12 protein-coding genes are annotated in these 16509 nt (G+C 66.3%); 8 read left to right on the top strand and 4 right to left on the bottom strand.

Annotated features, from left to right (window positions below; all coding sequences use genetic code 11):
• Window positions 1-65 precede the first annotated feature (65 nt).
• Together AvAM_RS14940 and AvAM_RS14935 are read right to left on the bottom strand one after the other, a co-directional pair.
• Complete coding sequence (locus AvAM_RS14940; RefSeq protein ID WP_137747778.1) at window positions 66-923, bottom strand: 3-keto-5-aminohexanoate cleavage protein; 858 nt, start codon at window positions 921-923, stop codon at window positions 66-68.
• Entirely contained in the window at window positions 920-1903 is a 984-nt protein-coding gene (locus AvAM_RS14935; protein ID WP_137747777.1) for a 3-hydroxyacyl-CoA dehydrogenase family protein, read from the bottom strand. Before AvAM_RS14935 ends, AvAM_RS14940 begins: the two co-directional genes overlap by 4 nt.
• A 98-nt stretch (window positions 1904-2001) precedes the next feature.
• On the opposite strand from AvAM_RS14935, the gene AvAM_RS14930 reads away from it, so the two are divergent.
• From AvAM_RS14930 to AvAM_RS14900, 7 genes are all read left to right on the top strand, one after another.
• Window positions 2002-2919 (top strand): LysR family transcriptional regulator, encoded by a 918-nt coding sequence (locus AvAM_RS14930; protein WP_137747776.1) that lies wholly within the window; start codon window positions 2002-2004, stop codon window positions 2917-2919.
• A 97-nt stretch (window positions 2920-3016) separates the two neighbouring features.
• A complete protein-coding gene (locus AvAM_RS14925; protein ID WP_137747775.1) occupies window positions 3017-3925 on the top strand; it encodes a hydroxymethylglutaryl-CoA lyase in 909 nt (302 codons plus the stop codon).
• Window positions 3926-4089: 164 nt separating this feature from the next.
• Window positions 4090-4599 (top strand): YbaK/EbsC family protein, encoded by a 510-nt coding sequence (locus AvAM_RS14920; protein WP_137747774.1) that lies wholly within the window; start codon window positions 4090-4092, stop codon window positions 4597-4599.
• Window positions 4596-4853 carry a DUF1289 domain-containing protein gene (locus AvAM_RS14915; protein WP_137747773.1) on the top strand — a complete coding sequence of 86 codons (258 nt, stop codon included), beginning with the start codon at window positions 4596-4598 and terminating at the stop codon, window positions 4851-4853. The genes AvAM_RS14920 and AvAM_RS14915 overlap by 4 nt, the downstream gene beginning before the upstream one ends.
• A 156-nt stretch (window positions 4854-5009) precedes the next feature.
• A complete protein-coding gene (locus AvAM_RS14910; protein WP_137747772.1) occupies window positions 5010-5663 on the top strand; it encodes a 2-hydroxychromene-2-carboxylate isomerase in 654 nt (217 codons plus the stop codon).
• Between the two features lie 173 nt (window positions 5664-5836).
• Window positions 5837-7498 (top strand): MFS transporter, encoded by a 1662-nt coding sequence (locus AvAM_RS14905; protein ID WP_137747771.1) that lies wholly within the window; start codon window positions 5837-5839, stop codon window positions 7496-7498.
• Window positions 7499-7691: 193 nt separating this feature from the next.
• On the top strand, window positions 7692-7910 hold the full coding sequence (locus AvAM_RS14900; protein ID WP_137747770.1) for a hypothetical protein: 219 nt from the start codon (window positions 7692-7694) through the stop codon (window positions 7908-7910).
• A gap of 146 nt (window positions 7911-8056) precedes the next feature.
• Here the strand turns inward: AvAM_RS14900 and AvAM_RS14895 are convergent, their stop codons facing one another.
• Both AvAM_RS14895 and AvAM_RS14890 read right to left on the bottom strand, forming a co-directional pair.
• A complete protein-coding gene (locus AvAM_RS14895; protein ID WP_137747769.1) occupies window positions 8057-9175 on the bottom strand; it encodes an ABC transporter substrate-binding protein in 1119 nt (372 codons plus the stop codon).
• A gap of 90 nt (window positions 9176-9265) precedes the next feature.
• Window positions 9266-10381 (bottom strand): ABC transporter substrate-binding protein, encoded by a 1116-nt coding sequence (locus AvAM_RS14890; protein ID WP_137747768.1) that lies wholly within the window; start codon window positions 10379-10381, stop codon window positions 9266-9268.
• Between the two features lie 226 nt (window positions 10382-10607).
• Between AvAM_RS14890 and uvrA the strand changes: the two genes are divergently transcribed.
• Window positions 10608-16481, top strand: coding sequence for an excinuclease ABC subunit UvrA (uvrA, locus tag AvAM_RS14885; RefSeq protein WP_137747767.1), 5874 nt, complete (start codon window positions 10608-10610; stop codon window positions 16479-16481).
• Window positions 16482-16509: the final 28 nt, after the last annotated feature.

The following is a 16509-nucleotide window of genomic DNA, read 5'->3' as shown; positions in this document are numbered from 1 at the left end:
GTCTCCTGTGGGGGATGGATCCGTCCCGTCTGGCGCGGGTTGTTGTTGATGAACGGTAGGTGTTTTCAGCCCGCGCCAAAACGCTGGCGGATATCGGCGGCCGTGGCCAGCGGGCGGCCCAAAGCTTGCGCGGCTTGCACCGCCTGGCGCACCAGTGCGGCGTTGTCGGGCGCAACGCTGCCGTCCTTGCACAGCAGGTTGTTTTCAAACCCCACGCGGGCGTGGCCGCCAAACACGGCAGCGGCGGCCACGCAGGCGTTCTCCGCCGCACCGAAGGCGCACACGGCCCAGGGCTCGTTCCCCTCATGGGCGTTCAAAAATGGCAGCAGGTCGCGCGGGCTGGAGGTCTGGCCCGCGCTGTAGCGGCCCAGCACAAACAGCAGAAACCAAGGTGCATCCGGCACTACACCACTGGCTCGCAAGGCCTGCCAGCGGCGCAGGTCGGCCACGTCGTACAGGATGACCTGCACCATGGTGCGGCGCTGGGCCAGGCCGCTGAAGAAACGCTGCAGTCCGGCTTCGCCAATCTCGGGCTTGTCCACCTCGCGCAGGCCGATGGAGACAGCCTCGGGCTGCAAAGCCTCGACCATGGCGATCTGCGCTGGGGCCTGGTAGACGCCTGCGGCTTCGCTGGTGATCTGGATGACCATGGCATCGCCCACTGCCTGGCGCACCACGCGCTGGGCCTCGCGGTAGCCCTCCACATCCAGGCTGTGGCGGCCTTGCGCATCGCGGATGTGCATGTGCAGCATGGTTGCGCCCGCATCCAGGCAGGCCTTGGCCGTGGTCGCCAGCGTGGCGGGGGTGATGGGCACGGCCGGGTGGTCAGCGGGCTGCTTGTACGCGCCGTTGGGGGCCACGGTCACGATCAGCGGGTCGGCCCACTGGCTGGCCATAGCGGGTGATGCGGGCGATGCAGTCATGAACGATCTCCGGTATGGGGGGCCGCGTCGGCAGGGGGCTCGATGGTGGGCAGCTCGCTGGCCAACAGCGCCAAGCCCTGACGCAGCAGCGTGTCATAGCGCGCGCGCTCGGCCTGCTTGCGGTCTTCGGGCCAATCGAAAAACCCCTTGCCCGTCTTCATGCCGAGCTGGCTCTGGGCCACCTTGTCGCGCAGGGCCTGGGCGGGTATGTCGGTGTTGGAGAGGGTTGGGTACATAGTGGCCGCGGCGGCGGTGTGCACCTCAATGCCCGCATGGTCGCGCTGCAGCACCGGCCCTGCCGCCAGAAAGCGGAAGCCAAAGCCAAAGCGCACGGCGGCGTCCACGTCTTCGGGCGAGGCAATGCCTTCGTCGATGAGCGCAAACGCTTCGCGCGACAGTGCGTGCTGCATGCGGTTGGCCAGAAAGCCCGGCTTGTCTTTCTTCACCAGCACCGGCACGCTGCCGCAGCCGCGCATGAAGGCATGCAGCCAGGTGCCCAGGGCCGGGTCGCTGCGCTCGCCCAGCACCACTTCCACCAGCGGCACCAGGTGGGCAGGCATGAAGAAGTGCAGGCCCAGCATGCGCTGCGCCGTGGCCAGGCCCTGGGCAATGGCGCTGATGGGAAAGCCCGAGCTGTTGCTGGCCAGCACGGCGTTGGCGGGCGCGATGGCTTCCAGCTCGGTAAACAGTTGCTGCTTGGCGGCCAGCTGCTCGGTGATGCATTCGACCACCAGCACCACGCCGGTCCAGTCCACCTCTTGCAGCGCAGCGCACACCTGCACCGGGCCGGCGTGGGTGGCCTGGCCGGCGGCGGCCAGCTCCTGGGCAATGTGGGGCAGCAGCCGGTTGCGGCGGTCGGTGTGCGGGTCTACCACCGTCACGTGGGCGCCCCCGCGCGCCAGAACCACGGCCACATCGGCCCCCATGGTGCCTCCGCCCACCACCACGGTGCGTGCGTTGCGAGGCGAACTTGTTTCCATCGTGTCTCCTGTTCCTTGCTGAGCGTGCTTGCGTGCAATGCAGTCTAGGGAGCGTTCATTGCGCGGTCCAGACGTCTTTTTCGATAGACTGATCGGCCATGAAGATCAATTGGTCCGCCCGCGAGGTGGATGTGTTCCTGTCGCTGGCCGAGACGCTGAGCTTTCGGCGCACGGCCTTGCAGATGCACCTGTCGCAGTCGGCGGTGTCCGGCACCGTGGCGCGGCTGGAGGAGATGCTGGACGTGCGCCTGTTCGAGCGCACCACGCGCACCGTGCAGCTCACGCTGGCGGGTGAGGTGTTTGCCGAGCAGGCGCGGTTCCTGCGCCACCAGATGGAAGAAACAGTGCGCCGCGTGCAGGAAGTGGCGCAGCTGCAGGTGGGCCGCGTTGCGCTGGCGGCGCTGCCGTCGCTGGCGGCCGGGGCCGTGCCCCGCGCGTTTGCCCGGTTTGCCGCGCAGCACCCGGGCGTGCAGATGGAGCTGATCGACAGCCTGGCGGGCCCTGCGTTTGACATGGTGCGCGCCGGGCGGGTGGACTTTGCCCTCACGGCCGCCAACCCCGCCTATGCGGACCTGGACTACACCCCGCTGGTGTCCGACCGATTCGTGCTGCTGCTGCCGCGCACGCACCCGCTGGCCCGTGTACGGGGCGCCGTGGCCTGGGCCGATGTGGCCGAGCTGCCCCACATCTCCATGCCCGCAGGCACCAGCGTGCGGCAGTACGCGCAAGAGGCGTTGCTGACGCACCGCATCCGTTTTGAACCCCACTACGAGGTGGAGCACCTGGCCACCATTGCGGCCATGGTGGCGGCGGGGCTGGGGGTGAGCGCGCTGCCTGAGCTGGCTGCTCAAGTAGTGCGCAGGCCCGAGGTGGTCACGCGTCCGCTCAAGGCGCCCGTGCTGCACCGGCCCATCGGGCTGATCACCCTGCGCGGGCGGCCGCTGTCGCTGGCGGCGCAGGCCATGGTGGCCTTGCTGCGGCAAGAGGTGGAAGACGCTGAGGCGCAGAGCGGCTGATGGCGCGTCCGGCGAGTGGTCTGGCACGATATGGGGTGGCCCTGCAGCGGCGCTGGCGAGACAATGGCGAGATTCCTTGTCCACCCTTGGTAGCCCCATGAGCATCCCCTCCCGCGTCCGCCTCATCGACGTTGGCCCCCGCGACGGCCTGCAGAACGAAAAGACCCCGGTGCCCGCCGCCGTCAAGATCGAGCTGGTGCACCGCCTGCAACAGGCGGGCCTGAAAGAGATCGAAGTCACCAGCTACGTCAGCCCCAAGTGGGTGCCGCAGATGGCTGACAACCATGAGGTGATGGCGGGCATCACCCGCCAGAGCAGCGTCGCGTATTCGGTGCTCACGCCCAACCTCAAGGGCTTTGAGGCCGCCTTGCTGGACAAGCCCGACGAGATCGTCGTCTTCGGCTCCGCCAGCGAGGCCTTCAGCCAGCGCAACATCAACTGCAGCATTGCCGAAAGCATTGAGCGCTTTGCCCCAGTGGTAGAGGCCGCGTTGGCCGCAGGCATCCGCGTGCGCGGAGCCATGAGCTGCACTGTGGGCTGCCCGTACGAGGGTGACATTGCCCCAGAGCGTGTGGCCTATCTGGCGGGCCTGCTCAAGGGCATTGGCGTACAGCGTGTGGACGTGGCCGACACCATTGGCGTTGGCACGCCGCGCAAGGTGCAAAAGGCGCTGGAGGCGACGCTGCAGCACTTTGGTATCGATGAAGTCTCGGGCCACTTCCACGACACCTACGGCCAGGCGCTGTCGAACACGCTGGCCGCGATGGAGTTGGGCGTGTGGAATTTCCAGTCGTCCGTGGCTGGCCTGGGTGGTTGCCCCTATGCCAAGGGCGCCACGGGCAATGTGGCGACGGAAGACGTGGTCTACATGCTGCAGGGCATGGGCATCGAGACGGGCATTGACCTCGACAAGCTCATCGATGCAGGCGCGTACATCAGCGGTTTTCTGGATCGCAAGCCCAACTCCCGTGCTGCCAACGCGCTGTTGACCAAGCGTGCGGGGTGAGGGGCTGCTGTTGTTGAGACGCTGACGCATCTCTGCCCCCTTCTCCCCGTGCGGAAGGGGCACGCCCTATGGCTTCGCTGGGCCCGTTTCACAGGCGCAGGGGCCGGGGCTGGCGCCATGCGGTCAAAATACCCGAGACGACTGTGATTTCGGAGTGAAAAACGATGTGTGGAGCTGAACTGAAAAACCTGCCCGAGGGCGTGCAGCGCGTGGCTGCAGCGCTCGAATCCCTGGGCCACCCCCACCGCCCGCAGATGCTGGACGACGCCGCGCGCACCGCGCAGCAGGCGGCAGATGCGCTGGGCATTGCCGTGGGACAGATTGCCAAGAGCATCATCTTCCGCCGCAAGAGCGACGACGTGGCCGTGCTGGTGGTCACCTCGGGCGACCGGCGGGTGGACGAGAAAAAGGTGGAGGCCCATGTGGGCGGCAAGATCGGCCGCGCCGATGCCGACTTTGTGAAGAGCCGCACGGGCTTTTCCATCGGCGGCGTATCGCCCGTGGCGCACTCCACGCCTCCTGTCACGCTCATCGACCAGGACCTGCTGCGCTTTGAAGTGGTGTGGGCCGCCGCAGGGCACCCGCACGGTGTGTTTGCACTGCACCCCAGCGATCTGCAGCGCCTGACGGGCGCCCCGGTGGTGGATGTGGTCCAGGCACCGGTCGCGGCATGAATGCTATTGATTTGCTAGCTGCCAAGGCAATTCAGTTGCGCGCAGACGGCCATTTTGACCATGAAAATGCCGAGCCCGTGCCCTCTCCCTGCATCTCGGTGTGCCGCATGTCCCCCGACCGCAGCCACTGCGAAGGCTGCTTTCGCACGCTGGACGAGATCCGCCTCTGGTCGCGCGCCGATGGCAACCTGCGCCGGGGCATCTGGGTGCAGCTGCTCGGCCGTGCAGGCATTGGCCTTGAGACATCCCCTTGAGCGGTTGCGCCGCGTCCTCCCGCTTTTGCATGGCTGCGCGATGCGGGCAGGTGGGCGCAGCCAGTGCGGCGGGGTGGCCCCTGCGCGGTTGCCCCCGCCCGGGACGCACACGGTTTCCGCACGGTGGGTCGCCGTGCGATGGCATGGAGAGTTGACATGAAGCACATCACCTTCTACCTGGACTTTGTCTCGCCCTATGCCTGGCTGGCGTTTGAACGCCTGCCCGAGGTGCTGGAGGGCCTGAGCTACAGCGTGGCCTACCAGCCCGTGCTGCTGGGCGCACTGCTGCAGCAGCACAGCAATCCCGGCCCGGCGGGCATTGCGCCCAAGCGCGCCTGGACCTACCGCCACGTGACCTGGCTGGGCCACGCCCAGGGCACGCCGCTCTCGATGCCCGCGCGCCACCCGTTCAATCCGCTGCCGTTGCTGCGCCAGGCGCTGGCCTGCAGCGACGATGGCCGCATCAACCGCTTTGTGGCGGGCACCGTGCTGCGCCACGTGTGGCAGGGCGGGCACGATGCGCTGGATGCTGAGCGCCTGGCTGCATTGGCGGCCGAGCTGGCCGAGCAGATCCGCCCAGGGCAGGACATGCACAGCGACGGCCCCAAGGCGCTGCTGCGCGCCAACACCGAGGCCGCGCAGGCGGCGGGTGTGTTTGGCGTGCCTGCGTTTGCGGTGGACGGCAAGATTTTCTGGGGGCTCGACAGCCTGCCCATGCTGCGTGCCTACCTCGATGGAGACACATGGTTCGATGGCCCGGGCTGGGATGCTGTCAGCCAGCTTCCATCGGGTTTACCCGCGAAGTCCTGAGCTGTTTCCGGATGCTGAAAGGGGTGCTGCGGGTTTCACCCTAAGTTGTCAGAGAGCGGTCAGTTTGATGAAAGCTCTTGTTGGTTTCGCGTCAGAGCGTGGTCAGTGCAATCTCCAAGAATGCGTACAGCCCGCCGCAGCGCGGTCTGAATAACCAACAGGAGACATTCACCATGGCTACAGTCCATCCCGCACCGCGGCCGATGACGCCCGAAGAGCGGAAGGTCATCTTCGCTTCGTCGCTCGGCACTGTTTTCGAGTGGTACGACTTTTACCTCTACGGCTCGCTCGCGGCCATCATTGCCAAGCAGTTCTTCAGCGGTCTGGATGCCGGCTCGGCGTTCATCTTCGCGCTGCTGGCGTTTGCCGCGGGCTTCATTGTTCGCCCCTTCGGCGCCATCTTCTTCGGCCGCCTGGGCGACATGATCGGCCGCAAGTACACCTTCCTGGTCACCATCCTGATCATGGGCCTGTCCACGTTCATCGTGGGTATCCTGCCGACCTATGCGTCGATTGGTGTGGCCGCTCCCATCATCCTGATTGTGCTGCGTCTGCTGCAGGGCCTGGCCCTGGGCGGTGAGTACGGCGGCGCCGCCACCTATGTGGCCGAGCATGCTCCGCACGGCCGCCGTGGTGCCTACACCGCCTGGATTCAGACCACCGCAACGCTGGGCCTGTTCCTGTCGCTGATGGTGATCCTGGGCACCCGCACCATTGTGGGTGAAGAGGCTTTTGCAGACTGGGGCTGGCGCGTTCCGTTCATCGTGTCCATCGTGCTGCTGGCCATCTCTGTGTGGATTCGCCTGGCCATGAACGAATCGCCTGCATTCCAGAAGATGAAGGCCGAGGGCAAGACCTCCAAGGCCCCACTGAAGGAATCCTTCGGCGAGTGGAAGAACCTCAAGATCGTGATCCTGGCACTGGTGGGCCTGACGGCTGGCCAGGCTGTGGTGTGGTATTCGGGCCAGTTCTATGCACTGTTCTTCCTGACGCAAGCGCTGAAGGTGGACGGCGCGACGGCCAACATCTTCGTGGCCATCTCGCTGTTGATCGGTACGCCTTTCTTCATCGTGTTCGGTTCGCTGTCTGACAAGATCGGCCGCAAGCCCATCATCCTGGCAGGCTGCTTGCTGGCCGCGCTGACCTACTTCCCCGTGTTCGGCGCACTCACCAAGGCGGCCAACCCCGCCCTGGCTGAAGCCCAGGCCAAGAACAAGGTTGTCGTGGTGGCAGACGCCAACGAGTGCTCGTTCCAGTTCAACCCCACCGGCACCGTCAAGTTCACCAGCTCGTGCGACATCGCCAAGCAGGTGCTGGCCGGCGCTTCGGTGAGCTACGAGAACGCCCCTGCCGCAGCAGGCACCCCTGCTGTGATCAAGATCGGCGAAACCGCCATCACCGGCTACAGCAGCAAGGGCCTGCCCGCTGACGAAGCCAAGAAGAAGGACGGCGAGTTCAAGAAGGCCGTGGCCGATGCTCTGAAGGCCGCTGGCTACCCCACCAAGGCGGACCCCGCCCGCATCGACAAGGTCATGGTCATCGCGATCCTGGTCTACCTGGTGCTGCTGGTGACCATGGTGTACGGCCCGATTGCCGCCATGCTGGTGGAAATGTTCCCGACCCGCATCCGCTACACGTCCATGTCCCTGCCGTACCACATTGGTAACGGCTGGTTTGGCGGCCTGCTGCCCACCACGGCGTTCGCCATCGTGGCCCAGACCGGCAACATGTACAACGGCCTGTGGTACCCCATCATCATCGCCGGTGCCACGGTGGTGATTGGTGGCCTGTTCATCAAGGAAACCAAGGACGTGGACATCTACGCCAACGACTGATTCGTGATGCCCGACCGGTGACCCTGTGGGGTTGCCGATCGGCACCGACCGGTGTGCAGGGCCCAACCCGCAAGGGGCGGGCCCTGTGTTCCATCAAGGGGCTTGTGCCGCGCACCAGTACAACCGATAACCCTGCGTGTCAGCAGGCCCCTTGATTGAACAAACCCATTCCCAAGGACCCAAGGAGATTGTTATGTGGAAGATTGTTGTTGGCTTCGTTCTGTTCGCAGCGCTGTCGATGTACGTGATCATCGTGGCGGGCGACAAGGCCGACATGGGCGGTGAAAAACACGGCGCCGATGCCGTGCACGCGCCAGAGGCCCCTGCCAGTGCGGCCGCACCTGCATCTGCGCCGGTGGCAGCTCCCGCTGCGGCGCCTGCTGCTCCAGCTGCTCCTGCCAGCGCACAGTAAGCGTTCCGCCGCATGGCCTGCAGGTGCCTGTGTGGCGCCTGTCAACCAGCCATGACGGGACACAAAAAAGCCCGGTGCATTCGCCCCGGGCTTCTTTTTTGGTGGCGCCGCTGCGCCGTGTTTTGGCGCGTCAGCGGCTTGGTGCCTCAGCGCTTGAAGCGGCCATCACTGCCGATGATGGAAAGATCGGCAAACACCAGGCCACTGTGGTCGGTGGGGCTGTAGCTCAGCTCTACCCCGCCCAGGTCCCACTTCTTGATGCTCTCCAGCCCCGCATGCAGCTTGGCGCGGTCTGGCTTGGGGCCTGCGCGCTTGAGTCCTTCCACAAGCACCTTGGCGCTGACAAAACCTTCCACCATGGCGGGGGTGAGGTCCGCAATCTTCTTGGCGCGCGCCAGTTCCATGGCCTCCTTGACGACGGGGTAGTTGAGTGAGCGCTCAGAAGGGAACACCTGGGTGACCACCACACCCCGCGCCTGGTCGCCCAGCAGTTTCACGAAGCCGCCCGATGCGTTGTTGGACAGCGTCACGATCTGCCCGTTGACGCCTGCGGCACGCAAGGCCTTGATGCCATCTACCACCGCCGCACCGGTGCCGATGAAAACAACGGCCTGCGGCTGCTTTTGTGCCACCCGGGGTGCGATCGCGCTGTAGTCGGGCTTGGCGCGGTCAAACTTTTCGATGAAGAGGGCGTCCAGCTGGTTGGCCTTGAAGCCGGACTGCGCACCCGCAAGGCCATCCGCACCAAAGGTGTCGTCCACATGCACCACACCGATGCGTTTGATGCCCAGGGTGTTGAGGTGGGTGATGGCCTTTTCTACCTCGCGTTGGTAGGGCGCCCGTACGTTGAAGATGTACTTGGGCACCGGCTGGTGCAGCACCATGGCCCCGGTGGAAGGGCCGACCAGCGGCACGCCGTGCTGCTCCAGCAGCGGCATGATGCCCTGCGTGTGGGGCGTGCCGCGTGTCATGAACAGGCCGATCACGCCCTTTTCTTCTATCAGTGTCTTGGTGTTCTGCAGCGTGAGCTTGGGGTCGAACTTGTCGTCCAGCGAAACCACCTCGACCTTCTGGCCGCCCACGCCGCCTTTGGCATTGATGTGGTCGATGTAGAGGGCGGCGCCCTGCATGGACTCGGCCACCGTGGCTGCGGCCGAGCCGGTGATGCCCACCGTCTGGCCAATCAGGATCTGTGCGTGGGCGGAACCGATGCCCAGGGTGGCGGCCAGGGCGCAGAGCGCGCCGGCCAGGCCAGTTTTCTTCATGGGGTTGTCTCCTGCGTGTGGAGCGCCCGAGTGTAGGGACGCCCCCGCGCGGGACAACTGTAAAAACGCGTAGACCTAGCGCCCAGGCGCTCAGCGGCGGAAGCGCCCGTCCGTGCCGATGATGGACAGGTCGGCAAAGTCCAGTCCGGTATGGTCCTCGGGGCTGAAGTTCACCTCCAGCCCGCCCAGGTCCAGCTTCTTGATGCTTTCCAGCGCGGTCTGGATCTTGTCGCGGGTGGGCTTGGGGCCTGCGCGCTTGAGGCCTTCCACCAGCACCTTGGCGGCGGCAAAGCCTTCCAGCATGGCGGGGCTGATCTCGTTGAGCCCCTTGGTTTTGGCCAGCTCCTGGGCTTCCTTCACCATCGGGTAGGTCACGGCCCGCTCGTTGGGGAACACCTGGGTCACGATCACGCCCCGGGCGTTGGCACCCAGGCTCTTGATGAAGCCGCTGGAGGCGTTGTTGGACAGCGTCACGATCTGCGCGGCCGAACCCGCTGTGCGCAGGGCGTTGGTGGCGTCCACCACCGCAGAGCCCGAGGCCACCATCAGCACCGCCTGCGCATCGGCTTTGGCCACCTTGGCGGCAATGGGGGCGAAGTCGGGCTTGGCGCGGTCGAACTTTTCGGACACCGCGGCGGTCAGCTTGGCGGCCGCCAGGCCCTTCTGTGCGCCCTGGATGCCGTCGGCGCCAAAGCTGTCGTCCGCATACACCAGCGCCACGCGGCTGATGCCCATGGAGGCCAGGTGGGTGATCGCCTTTTCCGCCTCGCGCTGGTAGGTGGCGCGCACATTGAAGATGTATTTGCGCACGGGCTGGTGCAGCACCATGGCGCCCGTGGACGGTGCCACCAGCACCACGCCGTGTTTGTCCAGCAGCGGCAGGATGGCTTCGGTGTGGGGTGTGCCCCGGTTGAGGAACAGGGCAGAGACGTTCTTGTCTTCAATCAGCGTGCGCGCGTTTTCCGCTGCCAGCTTGGGGTCGAACTTGTCGTCCAGGGAGATCAGCTCGATTTTCTGACCGTTGACACCGCCTTTGGCGTTGATGGCGTCGATGTACAGCCGGGCACCGTCGGTGGTCTCCTTCACCCCGGCCGCCACCTGGCCGGAAAACCCGGCGGTCTGGCCGATCAGGATCTGGGCGTGGCTGGTGCTGCCCACGGAAAGGGCCAGGGCCAGGCCGGCCCACAGTGTTTGCCATTGCTTCATGGCTGTCTCCTCTTGCTGGTGTCTTGTTGTCGCGGTGAAGGGGCAGTCTATACGCATGCCCCCGGGGCGCCAAAGGGGTTTGTCCGAGTGAAATACCCTTTGCAGCGTGGGTTTTTGTGCCTTGTCAAACCCCGTCGCACTGCCCTGCGGGGGTAATCGCCTGGCGCATACGCGGGGCTCCGGGCGTCCCTAGAATGTTCTGCCTCACACCCGAAAGACCGCCTCCATGACCCAGGGACAGATCCGCATCCGTGGCGCACGCCAGCACAACCTCAAGAACCTGGACCTGGACATCCGCACCGGCGAACTCACGGTGGTCACGGGGCCGAGCGGCTCGGGCAAATCCAGCCTGGTGTTCGACACGCTGTACGCCGAGGGCCAGCGCCGGTATGTGGAGACCTTCAGCGCCTACGCGCGCCAGTTCCTCGACCGCATGGACAAGCCCGCCGTGGACAAGGTCGAGGGCGTGCCCCCCGCCATTGCCATCGACCAGACCAACCCCGTGCGCTCCAGCCGCTCCACCGTGGGCACGATGACGGAGCTGAACGACCACCTGAAGCTGCTGTTCGCGCGTGCGGGCCAGCTCTTTGACAAGCAGACGGCGCAGCCCGTGCGGCACGACTCGCCCGAGACCATTTATGCCGAGCTGCAGCAGCGCAGCGCCGCAGCGGGCGACCCGCGCATCGTCCTGACCTTCCCCGTGGAGTTGCCTGCCAACACCAGCGCCGAGCAGGTCGAGCAATGGCTGTCCGCCAGCGGCTTCACCAAGGTGCAGGCCGAGCGAGAGGTGGCCACGCCCACCGGCCCGCGCAAGGTGCTGGACGTGGTGGCCGACCGTTTCCGCCTGGGCAACGCCGAGAAGGCGCGGGTGATCGAGGCCATTGAGGTCGCGCTCAAGCGCGGTACGGGGCGGCTGAATGTGTACCGGCTGGTGGACGAGGGCGAACCGGAACTTTGGCGCTTTTCGACCGGCCTGCATTGCCCGGACAGTGACCTGCGCTACAGCGACCCCATCCCCTCGATGTTCTCGTTCAACTCCGCCGTGGGCGCGTGCGACAGCTGCCGGGGCTTTGGCCGCGTGATCGGGGTGGACTACGGCCTCGTCATCCCCAACGACAAGCTCACGCTGCGCGCGGGCGCCATCAAGACCATCCAGACCCCCGCGTGGCAGGAGGCGCAGGACGACCTCATGCGCCACGCCGAGGCCGCAGGCATCCCGCGCGACACGCCCTGGTACAAGCTCACCGACGACCAGAAGAAATGGGTGATTGGCGGCGCCCCTGGCTACAAGGACGGGCAGTGGAGCAAGCAGTGGTACGGCATCAAGCGCTTCTTCGAGTACCTGGAGAGCAAGGCCTACAAGATGCACATCCGTGTGCTCTTGTCCAAGTACCGCAGCTACACGCCGTGTCCCACTTGCGCGGGTGCGCGGCTCAAGACGGAAAGCCTGCTCTGGCGCATCGGTCGCAAGGAAGACGCCGACGCGGTGCTGGAGCCCGGCAAGCGTTTCATGCCAGAGGGCGTGCAATGGTCGCGCGAGCAGCTCGAAGCGCTGCCCGGCCTGTGTCTGCACGACCTGATGCTGCTGCCCATCGACCGCCTGCGTCGGTTCTTCGACCGCATGCAGTTGCCGGTGGGTGACGATGCCAAGGGCGGCGATGCCCAGGCGCTGAAGTTGTTGCACGAAGAAATCACCACACGCCTGCAATACCTGTGCGACGTGGGCATCGGCTACCTCACGCTCGACCGCCAAAGCCGCACGCTCAGTGGCGGCGAAGTGCAGCGCATCAATCTCACCACGGCCCTGGGCACCAGCCTCGTCAACACCCTGTTTGTGCTGGATGAACCCAGCATCGGCCTGCACCCGCGCGACATGCACCGCATCACCGAGGCCATGCTGCGCCTGCGCGATGCGGGCAACACACTGGTGGTAGTCGAGCATGACCCGGCCGTGATGCTCGCGGCCGACCGCATGATCGACATGGGCCCCGGCCCGGGCCGCCTGGGCGGGCAGATTGTTTTTGACGGCACGACAACCGACCTGCGCCAGGCCGACACGCTCACCGGCGCCTACCTGGGCGGGCGCAAGCATGTGGGCTTCGGCTTCAAGCGCATGGTGACGGAATCGACCCCGCGCCTCATCCTGGAGGGCGCGCGCGAGCACAACCTGCAGGATGTGACGGTGGAGTTTCCGCTGCAGCGCCTGGTCACCGTGACGGGCGTGAGCGGCTCGGGCAAGTCCAGCCTGATCCAGGACGTGCTGGCCCCCGCGTTGCTGCGCCACTTTGGTAAGGCCACCGACAGCCCTGGCGCGCACGACCGCATGCTGGGCGCCGACCACCTGTCGGACGTGGTGTTTGTGGACCAGTCGCCCATCGGCAAGACCGCGCGTTCCAACCCCGTGAGCTATGTGGGCGCGTGGGACAGCATCCGCGAACTCTTTGCCGTGGCACCGCTGTCCAAGCAGCGCAGCTACACCGCCGCCAAGTTCAGCTTCAACAGCGGCGACGGGCGCTGCCCCACCTGCGGCGGCTCGGGCTTTGAGCATGTGGAGATGCAGTTCCTGAGCGACGTGTACCTGCGCTGCCCGGACTGCGACGGCAAGCGCTACCGGCCCGAGATTCTGGAGATCACCATCGAGCGCGGCGGCAAGACGCTGAACGTGGCCGACGTGCTGGCCCTCACCGTGGCCGAGGCTGCGACCCTGTTTGCCAACGACCGCGACGTGATCCGCGCGCTGCAGCCCATCGTGGATGTGGGGCTCGAATACGTGGCGCTGGGCCAGCCGGTGCCGACCTTGTCTGGCGGTGAGGCGCAGCGGCTCAAGCTGGCAGGCTTCCTGGCCGAGGCGGCGAAGACAGCCTCCAAATCCCGCCAGGCCGTCGCACGCAAAGGCACGCTATTCCTGTTCGACGAGCCCACCACCGGCCTGCACTTTGATGACATTGCCAAGCTCATGCGTGCGCTGCGCAAGCTCATCGATGCGGGGCATTCGCTCATCGTCATCGAGCACAACCTGGACGTGATCCGCGCGAGCGACTGGCTCATCGATCTGGGGCCGGAGGGCGGCTATGCAGGCGGCCTGATCGTGGCCGAGGGCACGCCCGAGGACGTGCGCCAGCACGCCACCTCGCACACCGGGCAGGCGCTGCGCGACTACGAACTGGCGCTGGGCGTGGGCGGCCATTCGGTGCACGAAAAAGCGGCGTTGCTACGAAAAAGAGAGCTGTCGGGGCAAGATGGAAGCGCGCAGGAGGCCAAAAATGCCATTGAAATCGTCAACGCCAAGGAGCACAACCTCAAGAACCTGAGCGTGGACATTCCGCGCGGCAAGTTCAATGTGGTGACCGGCGTGAGCGGCTCGGGCAAGTCCACGCTCGCGTTCGACATCCTGTTCAATGAAGGCCAGCGCCGCTACCTCGAATCGCTCAACGCCTATGCGCGCTCCATCGTGCAGCCCGCAGGCAGGCCCGAGGTGGATGCGGTGTATGGCATCCCGCCCACCGTCGCCATCGAGCAGCGCCTCTCGCGCGGCGGGCGCAAGTCCACCGTGGGCACGACCACCGAGGTGTGGCACTTTTTGCGCCTGCTGTACGTCAAGCTCGGTACGCAGCACTGCGTGAAAGACGGCGCCGCTGTGCAGCCGCAAACGCCTGAGAGCATTGCCGCCCAGCTGCTCACCCAGTTCCGTGGCCAGCACATCGGCCTGCTCGCGCCGCTGGTGATGAACCGCAAGGGCGTCTACACCGAGCTGGCTGACTGGGCCCGCCCGCGTGGCTACACGCACCTGCGCGTGGATGGCAACTTCCTGCCCACCACCAACTTCCCGCGCATCGACCGCTTCAAGGAACACACCATCGAGCTGCCCGTGGCCAGCCTCGATGTGTCGCCCGAGAACGAGGCGGCGCTGCGCACCGCACTGGCCGACGCACTCACGCACGGCAAGGGCGTGGTGCATGTCCTCTCAGGCATCGCAGGCCTGCGCGAAGCCATGGAGTGCGGCCAGCCCACGGCGGGCATTGGCCAGCTGCAGGCGTTCTCCACCAAGCGTGCCTGCCCCGTGTGCGCCACCAGCTATGCCGAGCTGGACCCGCGCCTTTTCAGCTACAACAGCAAACACGGCTGGTGCTCCGACTGCGTGGGCACGGGCGTCAAGCTCACCAAGGACCAGCGCAAGGTGTTTGACGACTCGGTGCAGGACGACAAGGAAAAAGGCCGCGAGCAGACCTTTGCCGAGCCCGAGGTGGAAGATCTGGCCGACACGGCCTGCCCGACCTGCAGCGGCACGCGCCTGAACGCCACGGCCCGCGCTGTGCAGTTTGCGGGCGTGGGCATCACCGACATTGCCGCGCTGTCCGTCACGGACGTGCGCCGCTGGGTGGAGACCCTGCGCGTGGAAGGTGGCATGACAGCCCGCGAGGCCGACATTGCCCGCGACCTGGTGCCCGAGATCCAGAGCCGCCTCGAATTCCTCGAAGAAGTGGGCCTGGGCTACCTCACGCTGGACCGGGGCGCGCCCACGCTCAGTGGTGGCGAGGCGCAGCGCATCCGTCTGGCCGCGCAGCTCGGCAGCAACCTGCAGGGCGTGTGCTACGTGCTCGATGAGCCCACCATCGGCCTGCACGCGCGCGACAATCAGATTTTGCTGAACGCCCTGCACAAGCTGGGCGACAAGGGCAACACGCTGGTGGTGGTGGAGCACGACGAAGACACCATCCGCCGCGCCGACCACATCATCGACATTGGCCCCAGCGCCGGCAAGCGCGGCGGACGCCTGGTGGCGCAGGGCTCGGTGAGCGACCTCACGGCTGCCGAAGATTCGCAAACCGGCCGCTACCTGCTGCACGCGATGAAACACCCGCTGCAATTGCGCCGCAGCATGGTGGCGGGCGAGGTCAGCGCCGAGGCCACAGCCGCCTTCGCTCAGGCCGAGGCGGCAGCGCCCACTGGCCGACAAAGCGCGGCGGTGAAGAAGCGCGCTGCCCAGGCCGCTGCGCTAGCCGCCGATGCACTCACCGAGGCCAAGGAGCGCGCTGCGATGCGCTGGCTCACCGTGCATGGCGCGCAGCTGCACAACCTGCAGAACGTGACGGCCACCGTGCCACTGCACCGCCTGGTGGCGGTGACGGGTGTGAGCGGCTCGGGCAAGTCCACCCTGGCGCGCGATGTGCTGCTCGCCAACGTGCAGGCCTGGGTGCAGCAGCGCAGTACCAAAGCCGGACGCGATGCGATGGACGCGGGTAAGGCGCCGCCCTTGGTCGGTTGCACGGGCCTGTCGGGCTTCGAGAGCATCGACCGTGTGCTCGAAGTGGACCAGACGCCCATCGGCAAAACGCCGCGTTCGTGCCCTGCCACCTACATCGGCTTCTGGGACACCATCCGCAAGCTGTTCGCTGAAACGCTGGAGGCCAAGGCGCGCGGCTATGCGGCCGGGCGCTTCAGCTTCAACACCGGCGAAGGCCGTTGCCCCAGCTGCGAAGGCGCGGGCGTGCGCACCATCGAGATGAGCTTTTTGCCCGATGTGAAGGTGCCCTGCGAGACCTGCCACGGTGCGCGCTTCAACCCCGAAACTTTGGCCGTGACCTGGCGTGGCAAGAGCATCGGCGACGTGCTGCAGATGGAGGTGGACGAAGCCGTGGACTTCTTCGCCACCATGCCCAGCATTGCGCACCCGCTGCAACTGCTCAAAGACGTGGGTCTGGGCTACCTCACGCTGGGCCAGCCGTCGCCCACGCTGTCCGGAGGCGAAGCGCAGCGCATCAAGCTGGTGACCGAGCTGACCAAGGTGCGCGACGAGGTGGGCCGCCGGGGCCAGAAGGCGCCACACACGCTGTATGTGCTGGACGAGCCCACCGTGGGCCTGCACATGGCCGATGTGGACAAGCTCATCCGCGTGCTGCACCGCCTGGTGGACGGCGGCCACAGCGTGATCGTGATCGAGCACGACCTGGATGTGATCGCCGAGGCCGACTGGATTCTGGACCTGGGGCCGGAAGGTGGCAACGCAGGCGGGCGCATCGTGGCGGCGGCCACGCCCGAGGATGTGGTGGCCGCAGGCACGCACACGGGCAAGGCGCTGGCGCCGGTGCTGGCGCGCTGAGGCGCTGAGGCGCTGAGGCGCTGAGCGC

This window comes from Acidovorax sp. NB1 (assembly GCF_005405905.1).
In the GTDB taxonomy this organism is placed as follows: domain Bacteria; phylum Pseudomonadota; class Gammaproteobacteria; order Burkholderiales; family Burkholderiaceae_C; genus Acidovorax.
Note: the sequence above shows the minus strand (reverse complement) of the source record. Positions and strands in the feature narration are given on the sequence as shown.

Bases quoted from the DNA above. Each gene is read 5' to 3' on its own strand.
- AvAM_RS14940 (WP_137747778.1), bottom strand. From the start codon at position 923: ATGACTGCATCGCCCGCATCACCCGCTATGGCCAGCCAGTGGGCCGAC.
- AvAM_RS14935 (WP_137747777.1), bottom strand. From the start codon at position 1,903: ATGGAAACAAGTTCGCCTCGCAACGCACGCACCGTGGTGGTGGGCGGA.
- AvAM_RS14930 (WP_137747776.1), top strand. From the start codon at position 2,002: ATGAAGATCAATTGGTCCGCCCGCGAGGTGGATGTGTTCCTGTCGCTG.
- AvAM_RS14925 (WP_137747775.1), top strand. From the start codon at position 3,017: ATGAGCATCCCCTCCCGCGTCCGCCTCATCGACGTTGGCCCCCGCGAC.
- AvAM_RS14920 (WP_137747774.1), top strand. From the start codon at position 4,090: ATGTGTGGAGCTGAACTGAAAAACCTGCCCGAGGGCGTGCAGCGCGTG.
- AvAM_RS14915 (WP_137747773.1), top strand. From the start codon at position 4,596: ATGAATGCTATTGATTTGCTAGCTGCCAAGGCAATTCAGTTGCGCGCA.
- AvAM_RS14910 (WP_137747772.1), top strand. From the start codon at position 5,010: ATGAAGCACATCACCTTCTACCTGGACTTTGTCTCGCCCTATGCCTGG.
- AvAM_RS14905 (WP_137747771.1), top strand. From the start codon at position 5,837: ATGGCTACAGTCCATCCCGCACCGCGGCCGATGACGCCCGAAGAGCGG.
- AvAM_RS14900 (WP_137747770.1), top strand. From the start codon at position 7,692: ATGTGGAAGATTGTTGTTGGCTTCGTTCTGTTCGCAGCGCTGTCGATG.
- AvAM_RS14895 (WP_137747769.1), bottom strand. From the start codon at position 9,175: ATGAAGAAAACTGGCCTGGCCGGCGCGCTCTGCGCCCTGGCCGCCACC.
- AvAM_RS14890 (WP_137747768.1), bottom strand. From the start codon at position 10,381: ATGAAGCAATGGCAAACACTGTGGGCCGGCCTGGCCCTGGCCCTTTCC.
- uvrA (WP_137747767.1), top strand. From the start codon at position 10,608: ATGACCCAGGGACAGATCCGCATCCGTGGCGCACGCCAGCACAACCTC.